Annotated in this window: 20 protein-coding genes; 10 read left to right on the top strand and 10 right to left on the bottom strand. The window is 63.6% G+C overall.

The window, feature by feature from the left end; translation table 11 throughout:
- The coding region (locus HMPREF3048_RS07865; RefSeq protein ID WP_141758883.1) for an HNH endonuclease signature motif containing protein at window positions 1–644 on the top strand (644 nt) is incomplete at its 5' end.
- Here the strand turns inward: HMPREF3048_RS07865 and glgB are convergent.
- Both glgB and HMPREF3048_RS07855 read right to left on the bottom strand, forming a co-directional pair.
- Window positions 641–2818: a 1,4-alpha-glucan branching protein GlgB gene (glgB, locus tag HMPREF3048_RS07860; protein WP_210398426.1), complete on the bottom strand. Its 2178-nt coding sequence runs from the start codon at window positions 2816–2818 to the stop codon at window positions 641–643. The genes HMPREF3048_RS07865 and glgB overlap by 4 nt on opposite strands.
- An 8-nt stretch (window positions 2819–2826) precedes the next feature.
- The gene (locus HMPREF3048_RS07855; protein ID WP_070771784.1) at window positions 2827–4848 is read right to left on the bottom strand and encodes a maltotransferase domain-containing protein; all 2022 of its coding nucleotides are present in this window, start codon (window positions 4846–4848) and stop codon (window positions 2827–2829) included.
- 139 nt (window positions 4849–4987) lie between these two features.
- Between HMPREF3048_RS07855 and HMPREF3048_RS07850 the strand changes: the two genes are divergently transcribed.
- The 5 genes from HMPREF3048_RS07850 to HMPREF3048_RS07830 are packed head-to-tail and all read left to right on the top strand — an operon-like array spanning window position 4988 to window position 10030.
- Window positions 4988–5782 (top strand): ABC transporter ATP-binding protein, encoded by a 795-nt coding sequence (locus HMPREF3048_RS07850; protein WP_371326166.1) that lies wholly within the window; start codon window positions 4988–4990, stop codon window positions 5780–5782.
- Window positions 5783–5800: 18 nt separating this feature from the next.
- Complete coding sequence (locus HMPREF3048_RS07845; RefSeq protein ID WP_070771782.1) at window positions 5801–6676, top strand: NUDIX hydrolase; 876 nt, start codon at window positions 5801–5803, stop codon at window positions 6674–6676.
- Window positions 6666–7805 (top strand): THUMP-like domain-containing protein, encoded by a 1140-nt coding sequence (locus HMPREF3048_RS07840; RefSeq protein WP_070771781.1) that lies wholly within the window; start codon window positions 6666–6668, stop codon window positions 7803–7805. Before HMPREF3048_RS07845 ends, HMPREF3048_RS07840 begins: the two co-directional genes overlap by 11 nt.
- A gap of 10 nt (window positions 7806–7815) precedes the next feature.
- Window positions 7816–8925, top strand: coding sequence for a cysteine desulfurase family protein (locus HMPREF3048_RS07835; protein WP_070771780.1), 1110 nt, complete (start codon window positions 7816–7818; stop codon window positions 8923–8925).
- 58 nt (window positions 8926–8983) lie between these two features.
- The gene (locus HMPREF3048_RS07830) at window positions 8984–10030 is read left to right on the top strand and encodes a glycoside hydrolase family 25 protein (RefSeq protein ID WP_070484319.1); all 1047 of its coding nucleotides are present in this window, start codon (window positions 8984–8986) and stop codon (window positions 10028–10030) included.
- Here the strand turns inward: HMPREF3048_RS07830 and HMPREF3048_RS07825 are convergent.
- Window positions 10027–10641, bottom strand: a complete 615-nt coding sequence (locus tag HMPREF3048_RS07825) for an esterase/lipase family protein (RefSeq protein ID WP_083316825.1) — start codon at window positions 10639–10641, stop codon at window positions 10027–10029. The genes HMPREF3048_RS07830 and HMPREF3048_RS07825 overlap by 4 nt on opposite strands.
- Before the next feature lie 20 nt (window positions 10642–10661).
- On the opposite strand from HMPREF3048_RS07825, the gene HMPREF3048_RS07820 reads away from it, so the two are divergent.
- Together HMPREF3048_RS07820 and HMPREF3048_RS07815 are read left to right on the top strand one after the other, a co-directional pair.
- The gene (locus HMPREF3048_RS07820) at window positions 10662–11879 is read left to right on the top strand and encodes an alpha/beta hydrolase (RefSeq protein WP_070771779.1); all 1218 of its coding nucleotides are present in this window, start codon (window positions 10662–10664) and stop codon (window positions 11877–11879) included.
- Entirely contained in the window at window positions 11876–14260 is a 2385-nt protein-coding gene (locus HMPREF3048_RS07815) for a bifunctional lysylphosphatidylglycerol flippase/synthetase MprF (protein WP_070771778.1), read from the top strand. The genes HMPREF3048_RS07820 and HMPREF3048_RS07815 overlap by 4 nt, the downstream gene beginning before the upstream one ends.
- Here the strand turns inward: HMPREF3048_RS07815 and HMPREF3048_RS07810 are convergent.
- The 6 genes from HMPREF3048_RS07810 to HMPREF3048_RS07785 all read right to left on the bottom strand — a co-directional run bounded on the left by HMPREF3048_RS07810 (window position 14202) and on the right by HMPREF3048_RS07785 (window position 19302).
- Window positions 14202–14996 carry a spermidine synthase gene (locus HMPREF3048_RS07810; RefSeq protein WP_070771777.1) on the bottom strand — a complete coding sequence of 265 codons (795 nt, stop codon included), beginning with the start codon at window positions 14994–14996 and terminating at the stop codon, window positions 14202–14204. The two genes, HMPREF3048_RS07815 and HMPREF3048_RS07810, sit on opposite strands and share 59 nt — an antisense overlap.
- Before the next feature lie 22 nt (window positions 14997–15018).
- Window positions 15019–15768, bottom strand: coding sequence for an ABC transporter permease (locus HMPREF3048_RS07805; RefSeq protein WP_070771776.1), 750 nt, complete (start codon window positions 15766–15768; stop codon window positions 15019–15021).
- Window positions 15769–15771: 3 nt separating this feature from the next.
- Complete coding sequence (locus HMPREF3048_RS07800; RefSeq protein WP_070771775.1) at window positions 15772–16518, bottom strand: ABC transporter permease; 747 nt, start codon at window positions 16516–16518, stop codon at window positions 15772–15774.
- Window positions 16515–17429: an ABC transporter ATP-binding protein gene (locus tag HMPREF3048_RS07795; RefSeq protein WP_070771774.1), complete on the bottom strand. Its 915-nt coding sequence runs from the start codon at window positions 17427–17429 to the stop codon at window positions 16515–16517. Before HMPREF3048_RS07795 ends, HMPREF3048_RS07800 begins: the two co-directional genes overlap by 4 nt.
- An 83-nt stretch (window positions 17430–17512) precedes the next feature.
- Window positions 17513–18193: a response regulator gene (locus HMPREF3048_RS07790; RefSeq protein WP_070771773.1), complete on the bottom strand. Its 681-nt coding sequence runs from the start codon at window positions 18191–18193 to the stop codon at window positions 17513–17515.
- On the bottom strand, window positions 18190–19302 hold the full coding sequence (locus HMPREF3048_RS07785) for a sensor histidine kinase (RefSeq protein WP_070771772.1): 1113 nt from the start codon (window positions 19300–19302) through the stop codon (window positions 18190–18192). The genes HMPREF3048_RS07790 and HMPREF3048_RS07785 overlap by 4 nt, the downstream gene beginning before the upstream one ends.
- A 139-nt stretch (window positions 19303–19441) precedes the next feature.
- On the opposite strand from HMPREF3048_RS07785, the gene HMPREF3048_RS07780 reads away from it, so the two are divergent.
- Together HMPREF3048_RS07780 and HMPREF3048_RS07775 are read left to right on the top strand one after the other, a co-directional pair.
- Window positions 19442–19630 (top strand): hypothetical protein, encoded by a 189-nt coding sequence (locus HMPREF3048_RS07780; protein WP_070423003.1) that lies wholly within the window; start codon window positions 19442–19444, stop codon window positions 19628–19630.
- Window positions 19612–20319 (top strand): hypothetical protein, encoded by a 708-nt coding sequence (locus HMPREF3048_RS07775; protein ID WP_070423002.1) that lies wholly within the window; start codon window positions 19612–19614, stop codon window positions 20317–20319. Before HMPREF3048_RS07780 ends, HMPREF3048_RS07775 begins: the two co-directional genes overlap by 19 nt.
- A gap of 37 nt (window positions 20320–20356) precedes the next feature.
- On the opposite strand, the gene HMPREF3048_RS07770 is transcribed toward HMPREF3048_RS07775, so the two are convergent.
- Window positions 20357–20671, bottom strand: a complete 315-nt coding sequence (locus HMPREF3048_RS07770; RefSeq protein WP_070423030.1) for a metal-sensitive transcriptional regulator — start codon at window positions 20669–20671, stop codon at window positions 20357–20359.
- Window positions 20672–20681: the final 10 nt, after the last annotated feature.

Here is a 20681-nt window from a genome sequence, read left to right as displayed (position 1 = left end):
CCTATGACGAGCGTGAGATCTCCGACATGGAGCACGCTGGGCGGTTAGGTATTGATACGGAGCGTCCTGCAGCAGCTCAGATTGCGGAGAACCTCATTGGCATCTTCTTCGGCGAGGGCAAGGTGGCTACTGCAGCACCTCGCCCGACGGTGTTGGTGCCGCTGCCGGATTACGTACGCATCCTGGATGGCAATGGTGATGATGTGCTCTTGGCCATGACTGATGGCACCACCATGACTGGTGCGCAGTTTCTCGCCGCCCAGTTCGGTGATGCGCTTGAGGTGGCGGCCTTTCATCCGCAGGCCGGTGCGGTGAATTTGTACCGCACGCAGCGTTTGGCGAATCAGAAGCAGCGTGATCTGGCCAAGCTGGTCTCCCCGGTGTGTGCGTTTCCTGGCTGTCGTCACGGAGCAGACAACTGCGAGCTGCATCACGTGGAGGCGTGGCGGCATGGTGGGGAGACCAATATTGGCAACCTTGCGCCGCTATGCAGGTATCACAACCGGGTCAATGATGATGACCCGTGGCGTAAGAAACGGGGCCGGATCGTCATGGTGCGGGGTGCGCCAGTATGGATCTCACCCCGCGGCTACCTGGTGAAAAACACCAACCGCGGGGCAATGGACCAACTCTTCGGCTCTTAGCGCCGGAGGACGTAGTACTGCACGCTCATTGCAGGTAAGTGCAGCTCAATGGACTGGTCGAACCGGTCCCACTCGGTGGCGTCGGTGTGCACGCTGCGTGGCAGGTCGTTGCCGGCACCGCCGTAGACTGATTCGTCGGTGTTGATCAGCATGTCCCATGCGCCTGCTTCGGGCAGGCCGAGGCGGTAGCTGGGCAAGGAGACGCCGGAGAGGTTAATCACGGCGAGGACTGGGGTGGCGTCGACGCCCCAGCGGATGTAGGCGAGGACGTTGTTTGAGGCGTCGTCGCCCTTGATCCACTGGAAGCCCATGGGGGTGTTGTCTTGGGAGTACAGGGCGGGGGTGTCGCGGTAGACCAGGTTGAGGTCGCGTACGAGGCGTTTGATGCCGGCGTGGTAGTCGCGGTGCAGGTCGTCCCAGTTGATGGAGTGGGCTTCGTCCCATTCGGTGGTTTGGCCCCATTCGCAGCCCATGAACATGAGTGGTTTGCCGGGGTGGGAGTACATGTAGCCGTAAAGGGCGCGTAAGCCCGCGGCTTTGTTCCAGTCGTCGCCAGGCATGCGCTGCCACAGGGAGCCTTTGCCGTGGACGACTTCGTCGTGGCTGAACGGTAGGACGTAGCGTTCGGAGAAGGCGTAGACGAGCGAGAAGGTGATTTCGTTGTGGTGGTGGGAGCGGTGGACGGGGTCGAGTGAGAAGTATTCGAGGGTGTCGTTCATCCAACCCATGTTCCACTTCATGGAGAATCCGAGGCCGTCGGCGTCGGTTTGGGCGGTCACGCCTGGCCATGCGGTGGATTCTTCGGCGATGGTGAGCACGCCGGGGTGTTCGCGGTGGACGGTGGCGTTCATTTCTTGGAGGAATTGGACGGCTTCCCAGTGTTCGCGGCCGCCGTGTTGGTTGGGGAGCCATTCGCCGGGTTCGCGGGAGTAGTCGAGGTAGAGCATGGAGGCGACGGCGTCGACTCGGATGCCGTCGAGGTGGAATTCTTCGAACCAGTAGAGGGCGTTGGCGACGAGGAAGTTGCGGACTTCGCGTCGGCCGAAGTTGAACACGTAGGTGCCCCAGTCGCGTTGTTCGCCGCGTCGCCAGTCGGGGTGTTCGTAGAGGGGTGTGCCGTCGAAGCGTGCGAGGGCGAAGTCGTCTTTGGGGAAGTGGGCGGGCACCCAGTCGACGATGACGCCGATGCCGTTGGCGTGCAGTGTGTCGACGAGACGGCGGAAGTCGTCGGGGCTTCCCCAGCGTGCGGTGGGGGCGTAGTAGCCGGTGACTTGGTATCCCCAGGAGCCGCCGAAGGGGTGTTCGGCGACGGGGAGGAATTCGACGTGGGTGTAGCCGTTTTCGACGAGGTAGGGCACGAGTTCGTCGGTAAGTGTGGCGTAGGTTGCGCCTTGTTTCCAGGAGCCGATGTGGCATTCGTAGATGCTCATAGCGGAGTTGGTGGCGTCGCGTCCGGCACGGGCGGTGATCCAGTCGTGGTCGCTCCATTCGAATTCGCTTGGCTTTGCGACGACCGAGACCGTCTCCGGCGGAGTCAACGTGCGTTTAGCCAGCGGGTCGGCTTTGTCGATGCGTGTGCCGTCGGCGGTGTGGATGGCGAATTTGTAAGCGTCGCCGTCGCCGATGCCGGGGATGAAAATTTCCCAGACGCCGGAGACGCCGAGGCTGCGCATGGGGTACTGGCTGGGGTTCCAGGAGCAGAAGTCACCGATGACGGCTACGCCGGTGGCGTTGGGTGCCCAGACGGCAAATGAGGTGCCGGTGACGACGCCGAGGGTGGTTTCGTAGGTGCGGACGTTCGCGCCGAGGACGTCCCAGAGACGTTCGTGGCGGCCTTCGTTGATGAGGTGGATGTCGAGGGAGCCGAGGGTGGGTAGGAAGTTGTAGGCGTCGGCGACGATGATGGGGGCTGCACCGGGGTAGGTGATGCGGTAGCGGTAGTCGGGGGTGTGGGCGACGTCGAGGGTGGTGGCCCAGATGTCGTCGCCAAGCGGCTGCATGGGTTGGGACGCGTTGTGGATGAGCAGTTCGACGCGTTCGGCACCGATGAAGCGGGTGCGGATGATGGATCCGTCGCCGTGGGGGTGCCAGCCGTAGATGTCGTGGGGTGCGTTGTGGGTGCAGGCGAGGAGGCGTTGGCGGTCCCCGTCCGGGATGAGCAGGTTGGTGTTCATGGTGGTCCTTAGGGGCGGTAGTCGTGGTCTGAGATCTGACGGTACGCGAGTGCTTCTCGACGATCCGGCGCAACCTCGGGCAAACGCACCACGTGGGCGACGTTCTTCTCGGGCGAGAGTTTGATGTAGTTGCCGGTTTCGGCGGTTGTCCACGTGTAGCGCTCGTTGGTGATCTGGTCGTGGACGTCGAAGGTGCCGGGGCTCAGTCCGATGGCGTCGGCGTCGATGTGCAGCAGGCCTTCTTGGGTGCCGGTGGGGTCCAGATTGACGACGACCAACACCGCGTTGCCGGAAATCGCATCGACCTTGGAGTAGGCGATGAGGTTGTCGTTGTCGATGCGGTGGAAGCGGATTTGGCGCAGTTGCTGCAGGGCGGGGTTGTCGCGACGGATCTGGTTGAGCAGCGTCAGGTACGGCTCGAGGGATTTGCCTTGCTTGAGAGCAGCGTCGAAGTCGCGATGGCGCAGTTGGTATTTTTCGCTGTCGTGGTATTCCTCGCTGCCGGCGGCGACGGGGCGGTTTTCGTAGAGTTCGTAGCCGGAGTACACGCCCCACAAAGGGCTCATGGTGGCAGCGAGTGTGGCGCGCAGGGCAAACGCTGCCGGGCCACCGGTCTGCAGGGTGGCGTGCAGGATGTCGGGGGTGTTGACGAAGAGGTTGGGGCGGGAGACGTCGGCGACGTCGACAAGCAGTTGGGCGAAGTCGGTCAACTCCGCCTTGGTCACCTTCCAGGTGAAGTGGGTGTACGACTGGCTAAACCCAGCCTTGGACAGCCCGTACATGCGCGGCGGGCGGGTAAACGCCTCGGCGAGGAAGATGACGTCCGGGTCGGTTTCGTGGACCTTGGAAATGAGCCAGTGCCAGAAGTTCACCGGCTTCGTGTGGGGATTGTCTACACGGAAGGTGGTCACGCCGAGGTTGACCCAGTACATGAGCACCCGGTAGATCTCGGCGTAGAGGGCCTCGGGCGCGTTGTCGAAGTTCAGCGGGTAGATGTCCTGGTATTTCTTTGGCGGGTTTTCGGCGTACGCGATGGTGCCGTCGGCGAGCACGGTGAAAAACTCCGGGTGCTCTTTCGCCCACGGGTGATCGGGCGCAGCCTGCAGGGCGAAGTCGAGGGCGATCTCCAGACCCAACTCGTTGGCGTGGTCCATCATGTCCAAAAATTCGTCCTCGCCGCCCAGGTTTGGGTCGAAGGCGTCGTGGCCGCCGTATTTAGACCCGATGGCCCACGGGGAGCCGACGTCGCCGTCTTCGGGGGTGAGGGTGTTGTTGCGGCCTTTGCGGTTGACCTCGCCAATCGGGTGGATGGGCGGGAAATAGACGGTGTCGAATCCCATCGCCGCCACTCGGTCCAATTGCGCCGCGGTGGTGGCCCAGGTGCCGTGGATCGGGTTGCCCTTTTTATCCACACCGCCGGTGGAGCGCGGAAACAGTTCGTACCAGGAGTTCACGAGTGCCTCGCGACGCTCCACAAGGATATCGGCGACGGGCCCGCGGGTGACCAATTCACGCAGGGGGTGTTCGGCGAGCACGTCTTGCACCTCCTGGGAACACCCGGGGGTGATGCGTTGGGAAAGGGGCAGGGTGTCGTCGATAAGCGATGCGCGCGCGGAGGCAAGCACCGGGGAGGAATGCTGAGCAATCGCGGCGTCGAACAATTCCACGCCATGCGCAATATCGTTGGCCAACTCCGCTAACGACTGGCCGGCGGCGAGCTTCTTTTCCACCGCGTTGCGCCACGTGGCCATGACGTCGCTCCACGCATCCACCCGATAGCGCCACAGACCTTGCTCGTCCGGCACAAACACCGCATGGCAATAATCCGGCCGATAAAACTCGGCGTGCATCGGCACCTCGTACTGCGCACCCGACGGCGCGACAAGTACCAGCGTCGCAGCAATCGCATCGTGGCCCTCGCGCCACACCAACGCGGAAACCGGCACGACCTCACCAACAACCGCCTTCGACGGCAACGTGCGCCCAGAGACCTGGGGGCGGACGTCGTCGATGCCGAAGCGAGCAACCATCATCAAAACCTTCCGAGCGACCATTGATTCACCCGCCAGGGTAGCGCGGGGCAACCACACACGCGGGCCGAAATAGGCCAAGATGGGGGACGTGAATCAGACAGAGGAATTGGTGACAGATCCGGACCTGCTCATCGACATGCGCAACGTGTCCTTCATTCGTGGCGGACACACGCTCGTCGGCCCTGTCGATTGGCAGGTCGAGCTCGACGAGAGGTGGGTGGTCATCGGGCCGAACGGCGCCGGCAAAACCACCTTGATCCGGATGGCGTCGGCGCAGGAATTCCCATCGGCAGGCCACGTGTTCATTCTCGGCGAGCGCGTCGGCGCCACCGATATGCGCGACTTGCGTGCCGCGATCGGTGTGACGTCCTCCGCGGTGGCGAACCGTGTGCCGGAGGACGAGAAGGTCGGCGACCTCGTGGTCTCCGCTGGTTACGCCATTTTGGGGCGTTGGCGCGAGGACTACGACGAGATGGATTACGACCAAGCCCTCGAAGTACTTGAGCAAGTCGGCGCGATGCACCTGATCGACCGTCGCTGGGGCACCCTGTCTGACGGCGAGAAGAAGCGCGTGCTCGTTGCGCGTGCCGTGATGACCAACCCGGAGCTGCTCATTCTCGACGAGCCCGCCGCCGGCATGGACTTGGGCGGCCGTGAGGACCTCCTGGCCTACCTGGGGGATCTGGCGATGGACCCGGATGCGCCGGCGATCGTCATGATCACCCACCACCTGGAGGAGATCCCGGACGGGTTTACCCACGCGATGCTGCTGGACGAAGGCGAGATTGTCGCCCAAGGCCTCATCGATGACGTGCTGACGTCCGAGAACGTCTCGCGCGCCTACCACCAGCCGATCGAAGTGACGCGCGCTGACGGGCGTTTCTTCGCACGCCGCGCCCGTTCAGCCCGCAGGGGTGCGCACCGGGCGTAGACCGCCGGGGTGGGAGCAATGCCGACGGAGAAGAAGCGCAACGAGGCCGTGTTGTCGCACGACGAGGCCGATTCGATTGACCCGAGCGAGAAGAGCGGGTTTTTCGGTGCGCGTTTATCTGCGACGGTAATTCTGCTACGTAATAGCGCCGAGGGGATTGAGGTGTGGGTGCAGGAGCGTGTCCTGTCCATGCCGAATTACCCGGGGTTGACGGTGTTTCCGGGCGGCGGGGTGGATTCGCGTGATTTCCCGCCGCGTGCCTGGGACGATGGCGAGTTGTGGCTTGGGCGTTCCGCGATTTCGCTTGCTCGCCAGCTCGGGGTGACCAAATACAAGGCTCACGCGGTGTTGTTCGCGGCGGTGCGCGAGCTGTTCGAGGAGACTGGCACGCTGCTTGCGGTTGACGATGACGGCACGCTTCTCGACGACGCCCGCCCCTTCCACAACCACCGCCTCCGGCTCGAATCTCACGAGCTTTCCCTGACTGACGTGTTGCAGGAGAGCAACCTCAACGTGTGCGCGGACCTGCTCAAGCCGGTGGCGCGCTGGGTCGGGGTGTCTGAAAGTGGCAACTGGTTTGACACGTTTACGTTTGTTGCTGCCAACCCGGAGGGCCAAGAGCCGGATTCGGATACGTGGGAGGCAGACGATGCGAACTGGTTCCCACCACAGTTGATCCTCGACGGCTGGCGGCATGGATTGGTGCGCCTTGCCCCTTCGACGTGGGCCCAATTGAACGAATTGCGCCGTTTCGACACTGTCGACGACGTCCTGCACGCCGCGGAAGGAGCAAGCCTCGCTCCCGTGATCGGTGACCCGGTCGACGATGCGCGATACGAAGAGTTCTTCACGTTCCGACCAGTAGACCGGATTGGAAAACGCTATGACATTTAGCGTCGCAGAGGCACGGTTCCTCGCAGCGAACGCTGACGCGATCTCCGCAGTCGAGCCCGAGATCGCCCTGACCAAAAAGAGTGTGTTCGCCGACCGTGCGGTGTTGGACCAACACTTTGGCGACTACGCCCGAGCCGTCAGCGCGCTTATCGCCGCCCGGCGCGCCGCGGCAGGCAAGTTTCCCGCTGATTGGCTCACTGACGCCGATGCCGCGCAGCAGGCCACTCCGGCGCGCGTGGCGGGGGTACGTGCCACGCGACTCGCCGAGGCGGGGGCGCAGATGGTGCACGATGTGACGTGCTCTGTCGGCTCGGAGGCGCCTGCGTTTCGTCAACGTGGCATCGCGTGGATGGGCAGCGACCTGGATATGTCTCGGCTGATCATGGCGCGGCACAACCTGGGGCAGGAGGCGTGGCTGGCGCAGGCGGATGCGCTCAGGCCGGTGACGTCTGACGGGGTGGTCGTCGCTGATCCCGCGCGCCGCGCCGGAGGACGTCGCATTACCGACCCGGCGCAGTTGCTTCCGCCGCTGCCGGATTTGCTCGATGCGCAGGCCGGCCGCGAGATGGCAGTGAAGTGCGCGCCGGGCATCGACTATTCGGGGTGGGATGGGCTGGTCAGCGTGGTGTCCGTCGACGGCGGCGTCAAAGAGGCGTGTTTGTATACGCCGGGGTTGGCGGGAGGGGTTCGTCGAGAAGCGGTGGTCCTGCGAGATGGCGAGGAGCGTGTCACAGATCTTGACGACGACACCGTGGAGACCACCGCACCACAGCGCTACATCATCGACCCGGACGGGGCAGTGGTGCGTGCGGGACTGGTGCGCGGGTGGGCCGCGCGTCACGGGCTGAGCATGCTCGATGAGCACATCGCGTATCTGACCGGCGAGCAGATCCCAGCAGGCTACAGTGGCTTTCCCTTCCTCGAAGCGGTGCCGCTGCGTGCCCTGAAGAAGGTGCTCGCCTCCCACGGTGCTGGCAGCGTGGAGATCCTCGTGCGCGGCGTGGATGTGGACCCGGACCAGTTGCGCAAGAAATTGAAGCTGCGCGGCAAGGCACAGATGGCGGTGGTGATCGCGCGGATTGGGGATCAGGCGGTGGCGCATGTGTGCGGGCCGCGCGTGCACGCCTAACCTTGGGCGCATGGTCTATTTCGATCACGCTGCTACAACTCCGATGCGCCAAAGTGCGATCGACGCGTGGGTGGAACACGCAGGCGCCCTCAACGCGGGAAGCCAACACGCCGCGGGGCGCAAGGCGAACGCTGTGCTTGCCGACGCCCGCGAGCGCATCGCGGGCGCCCTCGGCGCCGACCCCGTCGAGGTGGTGTTTACCGGCTCGGGCACAGAGGCAAACAACATTGGGGTGCGTGGGCTGTTTGATGCATCCGAGCTGGATCGGGTGGTTGCCACGCCGATCGAGCACCCCGCCGTGCTCGAGGTAGTCAAGTCTCTGGGCCAGACTGGGGCGGATGTGGAGTGGCTGCCGGTGGGTCGCGACGGGCACGTGACGGACTTGAGTGCGCTGGATACGCCGGCGGCGGTTGCGACGATGATGTGGGCGAACAACGAAACTGGCGCGATCCAACCGGTGGGTGAAGCGATTGAGCGCGCCACCGCCGCCGGCACACCGGTGCATGTCGACGCCGTGCAGGCCGTAGGTCACGTGCCGGTGGGTTTTCACGCGCTTGGCGCGACCACGCTTGCGGCCAGCGCTCACAAGTTTGGCGGCCCGCGCGGCACCGGCATTTTGCTAGCGAAACGTTCGCCCGCGCCGAAGCCGGTGATTCTGGGCGGGGGGCAGGAGCGCGGGATCCGCTCCGGCACCGTCGACGTCGCATCGGCCGCCGCCACGGCGGTGGCGCTCGAGGAGGCGATCGCAGAACATACCGAGATTGAGCGCCTGCGGGATGCGCTCATTGAGGGGGTGAGGCAACGTGTGGATGGGGTGGTCGTCGCAACGCAAGAGCCCGCGCTGCCGGGGCACGCGCACTTCATGTTCCCCGGCGCGAACGCGGACGCGTTGATCATGTTGCTGGACGTGCAGGGTATTTCGGTGTCGGCGGGCTCGGCGTGCGCCAGTGGCGTGCTGCGCATGAGCCATGTGCTCGAGGCGATGGGCTACAGCGAGCGTGAGGCGATGGGGGCGTTGCGCGTGACGGTCGGGCGTACGAACACTGCGCAGGACGTGGAGGCGTTCCTCAACGCGATCCCGGACGTGGTGGAAAAGGCGCGGGCAGCTGGCGCGCTCTAACCGGCAACGCGCGTGTCGCATGTGATTTGTGTGATTTGGGTGCACTAGTGTTGCCCGCATGCAGATGTCACGCCGAATCCGTTCCGCAGCGGCCGCAGCAGCCGCTCTGCTTTTTGCCACGACCGTCACCCCGCTTGGTCAGGCCGACGCCCAGTCGATCCCTGGGTTGATCTCTGGCGTCGACGTCGCGGGCCACCAGCGTCCGGGCGGTGCGGCCATCGACTGGCGCTCGGTGGGCACGATCGGCGGCCAGGACTTCGCCTTCGTCAAGGCATCTGAGGGCGAGGGCTGGAAGAACGAGTTCTACGACGAGGACGCCAAAGCCGCTGCCGACGCCGGCCTGAAGGTCGGCGCCTACCACTACGCGCGCCCCGCCGAGGACCCTGTCACGCAGGCGCGTTACTTCGCCTCCGTGATCAACCAGGGCCCGGCAACGCAGTTGCCGCCGGTGCTCGACCTTGAGGTCGACGAGGGCCTCGGCCCGGTCCAGCTTGCGGCGTGGACGCAGCGCTTCCTGTCTGAGGTGCAGGCGCAGACGGGCAAAAAGCCGATGATCTACACGTACCGCTACTTCTGGTACGAGCACATGAACGACACCTCTGCGTTCACGTCCTACCCGCTGTGGCTTGCCGCGTACCAGAATCAGCCCCCGGCGCCGGTTGGTGGTTGGGACAAGTTGTCGTTTTGGCAGCGCAGCGATTCCGGTCGCGTCGTCGGCATTAATACTCCGGTGGATATGAACCTGTTCAACGGCACGTCTGGCCAGTTGAACCAGTTCGCCGCAGGCAACCTGAACGCTGCTGGTGGCGTGTTGGAGCGTTTCCAGGCGCCTGATTCCGGCGAGTTAAAGGTGCTTGAGCAGGACAGCACGAAGTTGGTTGTCGCAGTCCTTGCACTGGCCGCGGGTGGTCTTGGTGTGCAGCAGTTCATCGACGCCGCACGTGTCGCAGGCTTTGATCTGACGGATGCGAACAACATCGCGCGCTTGGTCCAGCAGCTCGCGGGCCAAGGCGAGCTGCCTATCGACGACCTACGCAACATGATGGTCGGCAACTACCAAATCGGCGATCTGCTGATCTTGCTGGATAACGCGCTGAAGCACTAACAGCCCAGGGCGCGCATGATCGGCCCTGTTTGGGCCGGAAGCCTGTTGTGCGCAACCCCGTGGAGGTGCACCACGCGCCCCAAGCTTGACGACGACGCCGGCACCACCCGGTCCGCATCCGAGACAATCGAGACGACCTCAACGTTCGGGGGAACTACCGGCTGCGTGTCGTGCTCCTCGAGCCCGACGAAGGATTCCCCGATCACCCGGCGCACCAGCCACCTGGGCCACCATCCGCTGTCAGTGCCGCGCCAACACGCGCCGAGACCGACCAACGTGTGGACGCGCTTACGAACCTCCGGCACGGCCAGCGCCCGAAGGCCGACGAGCCCGCCGTAGGAGTGCCCGACGATATCGACGCGTCTGGCCGTTTCGGGCAACGATGTGATGGTGTGGGCGATTTCGGCGGCGCAGTCGTCGAGAAGCAATGTGCCCCTTCGGCCAAAAGCAGGCGCGAGGAGACCAACCCCTCTGCGCTCCAACTCACGTGCAAGTTTGCGGAACGCAAAAGGTTCTCCGAGCGTGCCGTGCAACGCGACAACGACGTGTGGCTGGGAAGATACTGTGGATGGATCCGGAAGGAACCTCGGGATATAGGACGCAAGCGCCATAGGGAGTAAACATACTCACCGTGGAAACACTTCGATCGATCCCGGTGGTTGGCGGCACAGCTGCTGTCGTCATCTACGTCGCGCTGGCGGTATGCGTAATTTTTGTCGCCGTGCTCGTTGGCCGTCGCCGCTTGAGGTGGGCAGTGCTCGGGGCTGCTGCGCTCATGGGCGTTGTGGTATTTGCGCTGACCGTGTGGCCGAAACCGTTCCCCGATAGCATTCCGCTGCGCGTCTACGCGTCGTGGGCGGTGGGCGTCTTCGCAGTAGTTGCGGCGATAGTCGGTCGGCGGCGGCTGCTCTTGGCCGTTGTTGCGGTGCCAGCGGTAGTTTTCGCATTCTTGGGCACCAACTTGCAGTACCAGCAGTACCCAACGCTTGGATCGTTCCACCCCGTGCGCGTGACCGTAGCGATGAGCCTAGAGCAGTTCGAACGCACAGACACCGCCCCACAACTGCACGGCCGGGAAGTAGGAGCCCTTGTCACGGTGCCCGCCCCACCTGAACGGGATGCAGTCGTCTACGTGCCGCCCGCGTATTGGCACGGCGCCACACTACCGGTGCTGGTGCTGATGTCGGGAAGTCCAGGATCCCCAATGGGGTGGTTCACGGACGGGCAGGCGGCAGAAACCGCCGATGCGTACCAGCAGGAGCACGGAGGGGTTTCTCCGATCGTCGTCAGTGTTGATGCGACAGGCTCCGCGACGGGCAACCCCGCATGCGTCGACGGGCCGGACGCTGCCATGCACACCTACCTTTCCAGCGATATTCCTGCGCTATTGAAAGACACGTTCCGCGTCAATCCTGACCAGTCGACGTGGACGATCGGGGGACTGAGTTACGGCGGGACCTGCTCGCTAAAAGTCGTGACTAACAGCCCTGAGGCGTACGGGTCGTTTCTGGATTTCTCCGGGGAGCCCGAACCATCCCTTGGCAACCACGACAAGACGGTGAACGAGCTCTTCGGCGGCGATGAAGACGCCTTCAAAGCGATCAACCCCGCCGACCTGCTCGCAAACGCGAAGGGGACCGATACTTACCGCGGCATTGCGGGCCGGTTCGTCGCAGGAGAGAGTGACAAGATGGCAAGCACCGCGCTGCCTCACCTGAACGATCTTGCCCGCGCGGCGGGGATGGACACCACCTACACCGAACTGCCCGGGGCACATAGTTACCAAGTGTGGCGGGTAGCGCTGCGCGAAAACTTCGAATTCGTCGCCCACCGGGGAGGACTGAAATGAAACACGTCCCAGTGACGCTGATCCTTGTCGCCTTCATGTGGGCGCTGTTTCCGTGGCGGGCGCATCTGGGTTACGACCTTCCCGCCGATGTGCATTTGTGGCACCTGATCACGGCGGGCTTGTCAACGCCAAATGTCGCCCAGGCAATCTATGCCACGCTCGCCGCGGTGTGCTTCGCCGTTCCCGCAGAGCGTGTCTTGGGTTCACGCAGGTTCGTTGTCGCGGCAGCCGCGTCGCATGCGCTGGTGTTTCCGTTGGCGTGTGTGCTCGGCGCGATGGTTGAGCAGGCAGGGTTTAACAGGTGGGGCGCCGACTTGGTTAACGAGACTTACCTCACCCCGTTGCCGTGGATGATTGGGCCGCTTGCGTTCGCCTCTGCGTCGATGGGTGTGTTGTGGCGTCGCAGGGTCCGTCTCGTGCTTGTGGCGCTGACCGGCACGCTTGTGTTGTATTCGGGAACGCTGACCTCTGTTGCTGCGTTTACAGCAGTTGTGGTGGGCCTTGTCTGTGGCGTGCTCGCCGGAGCGCGTCAGTTCACGGCGGCGCGACCGACGCTGCGGGAGTCGCGTGTCCTCGTCGCAGTGTTACTCCTTGCTGTATCGGTCGGGCCCGTGCTGACTGCGCTCAACCCTGCGGCGCAGGGTCCTTTTGCGGCGGAAAGCCTCTTGATGTGGGAGCCTGCGGTGGCCGCGCGCGAGGTTCAGGAGCGTTGTGTGGATTCTTCCTCGCTTGCCTGCCGGGAGGCGATGGCCATTAACCAGCAAAGTGGGTTGGGGCCGCTGTTGCTCAATTTGGTGCCGGTGGTGCTTGCGGTGGTGCTTGCGCTTGGGCTGCGTCGCGGCCGGCGGCTGGCGTGGTGGGGTGCGCCGGTGTTGTGTGCGGCGTCGTTGGTGGTTGTGGTGGCGCAGGTGCTCGACGTGCGCAGCGACGCGCTGACCACCGTGAACGCCGGTTTGGTGGTGTTGCCGTGGGTGCTCATGCTGGCGGTGTTGATTGCTCAGCGGGCGAAGTTCCGCGTTGGGTCGAACCTGCGTCCGATGCTTGTTCCAGGTATCGCAGTGCTCTTATCGACGACAACCGCGTGGGTGACCGGCGCCCTTATCTTGCGCGACGGATTCATCGGGGATGTCACCCTAAGCAGTGTCGTTGCGGAGCTTCCTGCACGTTTTATGCCCCCTGCAGTGGCCGTGCAGTTGGGACATCAGATTGTGCCGAATGCTCCGGCGGCGTGGGTGCTCTCCGAATGGGTTGGCGTGGTGTTCTGGGGTGCGTTGCTGTGGATGCTGTTTCGTGTGCTTTCTTCAGCGCCGTCTGCACCGATGCAGGAGGAGCGCGAGAGGGCACGGCGCATGCTCGAATCCGGGACAGGTGATCATCTTGCGTGGATGGGGCTGTGGGATGGCAACCGTTACTTTTTCGCAGGCGACAGCGGATACGTCGCGTACCGTGTGTCGCACAATGTTGCCGTGACGGTGGGTTCGCCTGTCGTGGCTGAGGGGGCGGACGAGACGACAGTCGCCGACGCATTTGAGCATTTCGCTGCGGATCAAGGGTGGCGCGTGGCGTGGTATTCGGTGCCGGAGACGTTCCACCGGCCTGGCTTCCGGACGGTCCACGTCGCAGAAGAATCGTTGTTGCACACCGATAATCTCGAGTTCAAGGGCAAGAAGTTTCAAAACATCCGCACCGCGCGCAACAGGGCGGCTAAGGAAGGCGTTCGCCCGGTATGGACGACCTGGCGCGAGTGCACGCTTGAGATGCGCGAGCGCATTGCCGCGCTGTCGGAGCAGTGGGTGGCAGACAAGGCGTTGCCGGAGATGGGGTTTACGCTCGGCGGGCTCGATGAACTTGACGACGACGCCACCAAACTGCTCCTCGCCGTTGATGAAGAAGGTCGCCTCCACGGTGTGACGAGCTGGCTGCCGGTGTACGAGCACGGCAAGCTTGCGGGCTATACGCTCGACTTCATGCGCCGCGACGCCGAGGGATTCAGGCCGGTGATCGAATTCCTGCTTGCCGAGGCGGCCGTCATCGCCGGGAGCGAGGGGCTCGAGTGGGTGTCGCTTTCGGGGGCGCCGCTTGCACGCACGGATGCGCCAACCTCGTTCTTGGAGATCGTGCTGGATAAGACCGGAGCGCAGATCGAGCCGCTGTACGGGTTTCGCTCGCTGGCTGCGTCGAAGCACAAGTTCCACCCGACGCACACCAGTTGGAATTTGGCGTACGACGACGAGATGGCGCTCGCGTCGATTGGTTTGGCCGTGGTGGACTGCTATCTGCCCGATATGAAGGCGACCGACATGGTGGCGGTGGTGAAGGAGTTTATGGCTCGTCGTGGCGTGGGGTCGTCGCAAAGCGGCGCGCCCACGCAAGCCCCTTGAACTGCGCTGGCACTGCGCCTTTGAGCAGCTCGCGGGTGAGCACGTCGCCGGCTTCGATCGGGTGGTTGGCGCCGACGAGCACGATGTTGCCGTAGCGGCGCCCCTTGAACATCGGCGGGTCGGCGATCGCCGCAACGTGCGGGAATACTTCCAGCATGCCGGCGAGTTCCTCTTTCGCCTCCTTCAGGTCGGCGTGGGAGCCGCAGTTGGCGAGGTAAAAGCCGCGATCGCTTATCGACGACCTCACCGCCGCATAGAACTCCACCGTCGTCAGATTCCGCGGCGTGGTGGCCGACGAGAACACGTCTCGGATGATCACGTCGCGGGTGGCGGGCTTGAAGGCGTCGGTGACGTCGCGGGCGTCGTCGACACGAATCTTCACGGCCGGGGCACGCGGGATGTCAAAAAGTTCGCGTGCGAGCACCGCCAGTTCGGAATCGATCTCCACCACCGTGTTGCGCGAGCCCTTCCACGCGCTGGCAAAGTAGCGCGCCAGCGTGCACGCGCCGCCGCCCAGGTGCGTCAGCCGCGACTTCGGCTTCGCCTCGTCGGGGTAGTGGGTATCCAAAAAGTCCGCCATCCAGCGCATGTACTCAAAGTCGAGGCGCTGCGGATCACCCGACACGATATGGGAACTGGGCACCCCGTTGACCAGCAACACCATCGACCCGTCCGGCTCGTGGAGCACCTCCGCGACACCGGTATCGATTTCATAAAACTCACTTTTGGCGGCCATGGCTGGTGAGCGTACCCGGTGCCTAGATCCGCGCGTCGGTACGCCGTAGGTAGGCCACAGCAACCGCCCAGCCAGCCACGGTCAACGCTGCGGAGGCGGCGAGAACGCCTGTAACGGTGCCAGTGTCGAGCGCTCCAGCGGCGGCGACGGCGGAACTGCCCAGCCACAGCGTGTGCGACAACAACGCAGGCGCCACGATGAACCGCACGCCAGGCACCCCAGCCGCGAGTGCGCCAAACGATATGAGACTTGCCACCACCGCAATGCCGATAGGGGCGGCAAAGCTGCGGATGATCATGGACAGTAGCGACTGCCACGACGCCACCGCGACGGCTGGGGCTAGAGCCAATAACGCTGCGACGAGGAGCTCGCCTGGCACTGCACCGGGAATCCCCAACGCCCAACCGACGAACAACGTGAGGCCGATGAGAACAGCGTGCATCGCTGCGACAGTAACCGCGATCGCGGCGATTTTCGACGCCACCAGGTTGCTCACCGAACGCGTCGAGGTGAGCATGGTGAGCCAGTTGTGCCCGCGGTGCTCGACACGCCAGGCGGCTGCGGCGAGGATCGCGATGCCAGCAGTGCAGAACAGCAACCCATAAAACAGCATGACTTGCGAGAAGTAGCTGCCCCAACCGGCGGTCAGGGTGCCGGTGTTCGCGGCGTAGTTGCCGGCGCCGATCGCGACGGCAACTACGGGGACGAGAAACGCGACCGCCCAGACGTGGGAGCGTCGAAACTTGAGCAGGTCGTTAAGGATTAGGTCCATGGTCTAGATTTCCTTTCGATCCAGGGCTTTGGTACCGGCGACCAAGACCGCTACGGCGAGGACGAGGTAGCCGCTCCACAGCACCCAGCCGGGCTGCGACGGGGTAACCCCTGCTTCAGTGAAGCCGAACGGAAGGATCACAGCGATGTACCCGAAGGGGTTGACTGCAGCCAGCCACGGCGGGGACAGCAGTGATGCGATTCCGAAGAACCCGCCGACGACCCCGACTGCGAGCACGACAAGTTGCGACTCGACAAGCGCGGCGAGCAACAGCATCACAGCGAGGAGTGCAAGCGTGGTGCCCGCGACACCGAGGCCGAAGCGCAGCCAAGTGGCCGGCATGGATCCATGCGGTGCAGGCGCGCCCATCGCGACAGGCAGCGCTACGGCCCCAGCGAACTCAATACACTTCGCGACGACAACTACCACCGTCGCAACACCAAACTTTCGAAGAAGCAGCGCCCCGGGCCGAGTTCCTGCGATGGCGTTGAGCCGCCACCCGCCGTTGACGTGCTCCGTATCCACGATGCGGCTGGCCACCAGCGCCAACTGCAACGGGGTCAGAAACGCCAGCGCCATGGCGATTCCGATGAGATGTCCCGCCCATGCGGTATCTGGGTTGGCCTGGAATGCGGCGGCGTTGTCGCCTGCGAAGAGACTCATGTTGGCGAATAGGACGATCCCCACCGTCATGAGCAGGCTCAGCCACACGATTTTGGTGCGTTTGAGTTTGGCAAATTCCACCATCATGCGCTTGCCACCTCGTCGTTGGTCAAGCCGATGAAGATGTCCTCGAGGCTGCGCCGTTTTCGCAGGACCTGGTGGAGTGGCACGCCGTGTGCAACCAAAAGGGCGATGGTATCGGCGAGGTGGTCGTCGTCAAGCCCGGAAAGCTCCACACCACCCTCGACCCGTTTCGGTTGCAGTGCGCGAAGGACCGAAACTGCGGTTGCAACCTCAGGCGTCTGGATGAACACATCCGGCAACTGCGCGCTGTACAGCTCGTCTTGGGAGCCCTGAAACACGAGCTTGCCGTGATTGATGATGGTCAGGTCGGTCGCCATCTTCTCAATTTCGGACAACAGGTGGCTCGACACCAGCACCGTGCGGCCTTGGTCGCGTGCGAGGCTGATGATGAGTTCGCGGATTTCCTCGATGCCGGCGGGGTCGAGGCCGTTGGTGGGCTCGTCGAGAATAAGTAATTGTGGGTCGCGTGCGAGTGCCATCGCGATGCCGAGGCGCTGCTTCATACCCAGCGAATAGTTTTTCACCAGCTTGTCCATCTGGCTCTCGAGGCGCACCAGCGACACCGCGCGGCGCACCGCTTCGGGATCGGCGCCGAGCAGACGCGCGACAATACGCATGTTTTCACCACCCGTGAGGTGTGGGTAAGCGGCGGGGGCTTCGATGAGCGAGCCGACACCGGCAAGGACATGCGCGCGGTTCGCTCGCGTCATGGGGTGTCCGAGCACGCTGATGTCGCCATGCGTGGGGGCGATGAGGCCGAGCAGCAGCTTCATCGTGGTGGATTTGCCGGAGCCGTTCGGCCCGAGCAAACCGTGCACGACGCCGGGAGCGACCTTGAGGTCTAGGTTGTGGACGACGTCTGTGTTTCCGTAGGTTTTGGTCAGACCGTGGGTCTGAATCATCGGTGTTTCCATGCGTTCAAGGTTCGCGCATGGCACGGGCCTTCCGCGTCGGCGCGGGGCACGATTTTGCGTGTGATACCCAGGTATGACGCGGCTTAGGAATCCAGCAGGTCCGCGCGCGAGACCAACCCGGTCCGGTACGCGAAAAGTGCCGCGTGCACCCGGTCGCGCGACTGCGTCTTCGCCAGCACCCGGCCCACGTGGGTTTTCACCGTGGGCATGGAGATGAACATACGCTGAGCGATCTCGCCGTTGCTCCAGCCCCGGGCAATCGCGACAAGCACCTCGCGCTCGCGTTCGGTCAGCTCGCCCAGCGCCAACCGGTCGGCGGGAGATAAGGCCACCGCATCCTCTGTCGGAGCAGCAAGCTTTGCGACGATCCGGTTCGTCGCCCTCGGCGAAATCACCGCGTCACCGCCTGCAACCGTGCGGATCGCGTCCAGCAGCGCCTCCGGTTCCGCGTCCTTGAGCAGGAACCCGCTCGCGCCCGCGCCAATCCCGCCGAGCACGTAGTCCTCGTCGTCGAACGTGGTCAGCACGATCACCTTGGTGTCCGGATGGTGCTGGGTGATACACCGGGTGGCGGCGATGCCGTCGAGGACGGGCATTTGCACGTCCATAAGCACAATGCCCGCCGGATCGCTGTCGCACGCCTGCACTGCCTCCTCGCCGTTCGCGGCAAGCCAGCGGACCTCCATGTCCGGCTGGGAGTCCAGCACGTTGCGGATGCCGTGGAGAAACAACGCTTGGTCGTCTGCGAGTCCGAGAGTGATCATGAGTTCAGCGGGATCCTTGCCGTTGTGGTCCAGGTGCCGGCGGGGGTGGCGGATGCGGTCACCGTGCCGCCGGAAAGCGCCGCGCGCTGCCGCATGCCCTCCACTCCGTGGCCCGGACGAGTGGTCGCGCCGGGAGCGACCGGGTTCGTCATTTCTACCACGACGTTATCTGCGCCCCAGCGCACCGCGAGCTCGGCGTGGCCGGTGCCGTGCTTCATGGCGTTGGTCAGGGACTCCTGCACGATGCGCTGGACGGTAAGCGCGGTGGCCGGGGCCAGGTGCTCGGGAGGGGTGCCCTCGGCGGTGTATGCGACGTTAAGCCCGCCCGCGCGGCTGGTGGCGACCAGGCCGTCGATGTCCAGTTGCGTTGTTGGTTCAAGGGGGCGCTGTTCAGGGTCGCGGAGCAGCTCCACCACGCCGCGCATCTGGCGCAGCGAGTCGCGGCCAACGCTGCCGATGGTGCGCAGCGCCTCGTCCTTCGCCTCCGGGGTGGCGGCAAAGCGTGCGCCGTCGGCCTGTGCGACGATGACGGTCAGCGAGTGGGTGACAATGTCGTGGATCTCTCGCGCGAGGTGGGCGCGCTGCTCCTGGGCATCGCGCTCGAACTGCTCACGCTGTCGGGCCAGATCCTTCTCTGCGGTCTCCTCGGCACGGTGGCGCAGCTCGCCGAACAGCAGCGCCACGGTCAGCAGAATGATGCTCCAGAAGACGTAGGGGAGTCGCTCGGCAGGCTCGAGCGCGGTGAGCGCGGGGATGATGAACGCGGTGGCTGCGGCGTCGCCAAGCAACAGTGCAGCCGTGGCGAAGTCGCGGTGCGGGGCAGGCAGGTGGCGCCTGGCGACGTACGCGGCGAACGGCGCCACGGCGATTGTGCCGACGGGGAGCGAGTTGCAGAACGCCGCGGGAATGAGCACCGTAAGGATCGCAGCGAACGTTTCCAGTGGCCAGCGCCAGCGGGTAAACGGGGCCGCAACGGCGCAGGCCAGCAGTGCGAGCCCGACGACCAACTGTCGCGAATCCGGCAGCAGCCCAACTAGGCAGGGGACCAGCATGAACGCTGCCATGCTCGCATTGCGGATCCGCACTGCGCGGGTAGTGGAAAAGTTCATGGCCGTCCACGCTACTTGCCGCCGCGTGCAGCCGCGTCGTACTGCGGTATGACGTTTAAGAATGAAGGTCTTGCGCTACGATCGCTAGTACTGATCCAGGGGATCGATGTCCAAGGTATCTACGCAGAAGGAGGGGCAAATGTCGACTCCGGTTACCCGGATGCTCTCGAACGACGAGATCATCCGGGAATTGGCCAACATCGAAGAAGAGATGCAACCGTACAACGTCGATGTCTTGCGTCGGCTTCGCGAGGCCGGTGCCCTGAAGTTTGAAGAAGAACGCCTGTTAGAACGTTACGAAGCGTTGTCGTGGATGCTCAACGGGTAGATGTTTTGTCTGAGCACGCCTGGATAGAACACGCAACGACGTTCGTTGGTGAAATACAGGATCTGCTCGAAAACACATTAGTAGGTACCACCGCGCTAGAGACTTTCGAAACCTCCAAAGAGACCTTTCGCTCGTGGTTCAAAATCTCGAAGGAACTCGCCATAGGCAGATCGGGAAGCAACCGTTTACACCTAGCTGTCGACTTCCGGCTACGGCCAAGCAATTCCAGGAGTGGGGTTGCGGTTGAAAAAAGCTCGATAAAGGTCGAATTTAAGGCGACACAACGTTTCGTACCAATTGTTCGCTTCGAGTTCGACCGCGAAGCCAGAAACAAACCCCCGAGCCATTTTCAGTTTCACGCGGAATCCGTACCGTTGGGGTTACTCCTAGCAAGAAGCGGCCGCTACGAGGCTGCGGCGCAGCAGCAGAATATTCACTTTCCCCTCGGTGACCCGCAGTTCCGCGTCACGGTGGAGGACGTTGTGGAGTTAGTTGTTAGAGAATTCGATGCACAACCAATGCCGGGGTGGGAGGAACGCGTGGAGGAGGGGCGTAGACGATTCATTGAAATGCAAACTGAGGCAGTTATCCGGCGGGACCCCGCAAAGGCAGTTGAAGTATTACGCTCCGCCGGATGTTATGTGCAGCCTCCATCGGGGTGGACCGACGTTTCACCTCTCGCTGAGTAGGGACCCGCAACAGACGCACGAGTCCTCCCACGGTTGTCTAGGATTTCACCAGTCGAGCGATAGCTGCTGACGCTTCTTCGATCTTGGCGTCGGCTTCCTGCCCGTCGCTGATCGCATCGGCTACACAGTGCTTCAAGTGGTCGTCCAGCAAACCCAGTGCTACGCCCTTCAGCGCCGCGTTGACCGCACTGATCTGGGTGAGGATGTCAATGCAGTAGGCGTTTTCGTCGATCATGCGGTGAATACCGCGGGTCTGCCCCTCGATGCGTTTGAGCCGAGCGAGGTAGCGGTCTTTCTCGCTGATGTAGCCGTGGTTGGCCGAGTTCCCGGAAGCGGGGGTGGGGGTGTTCATCATTGGTCTC

It is taken from the genome of Corynebacterium sp. HMSC075D04 (genome assembly GCF_001815635.1).
GTDB lineage: Bacteria > Actinomycetota > Actinomycetes > Mycobacteriales > Mycobacteriaceae > Corynebacterium > Corynebacterium coyleae.
Note: the sequence above shows the minus strand (reverse complement) of the source record. Positions and strands in the feature narration are given on the sequence as shown.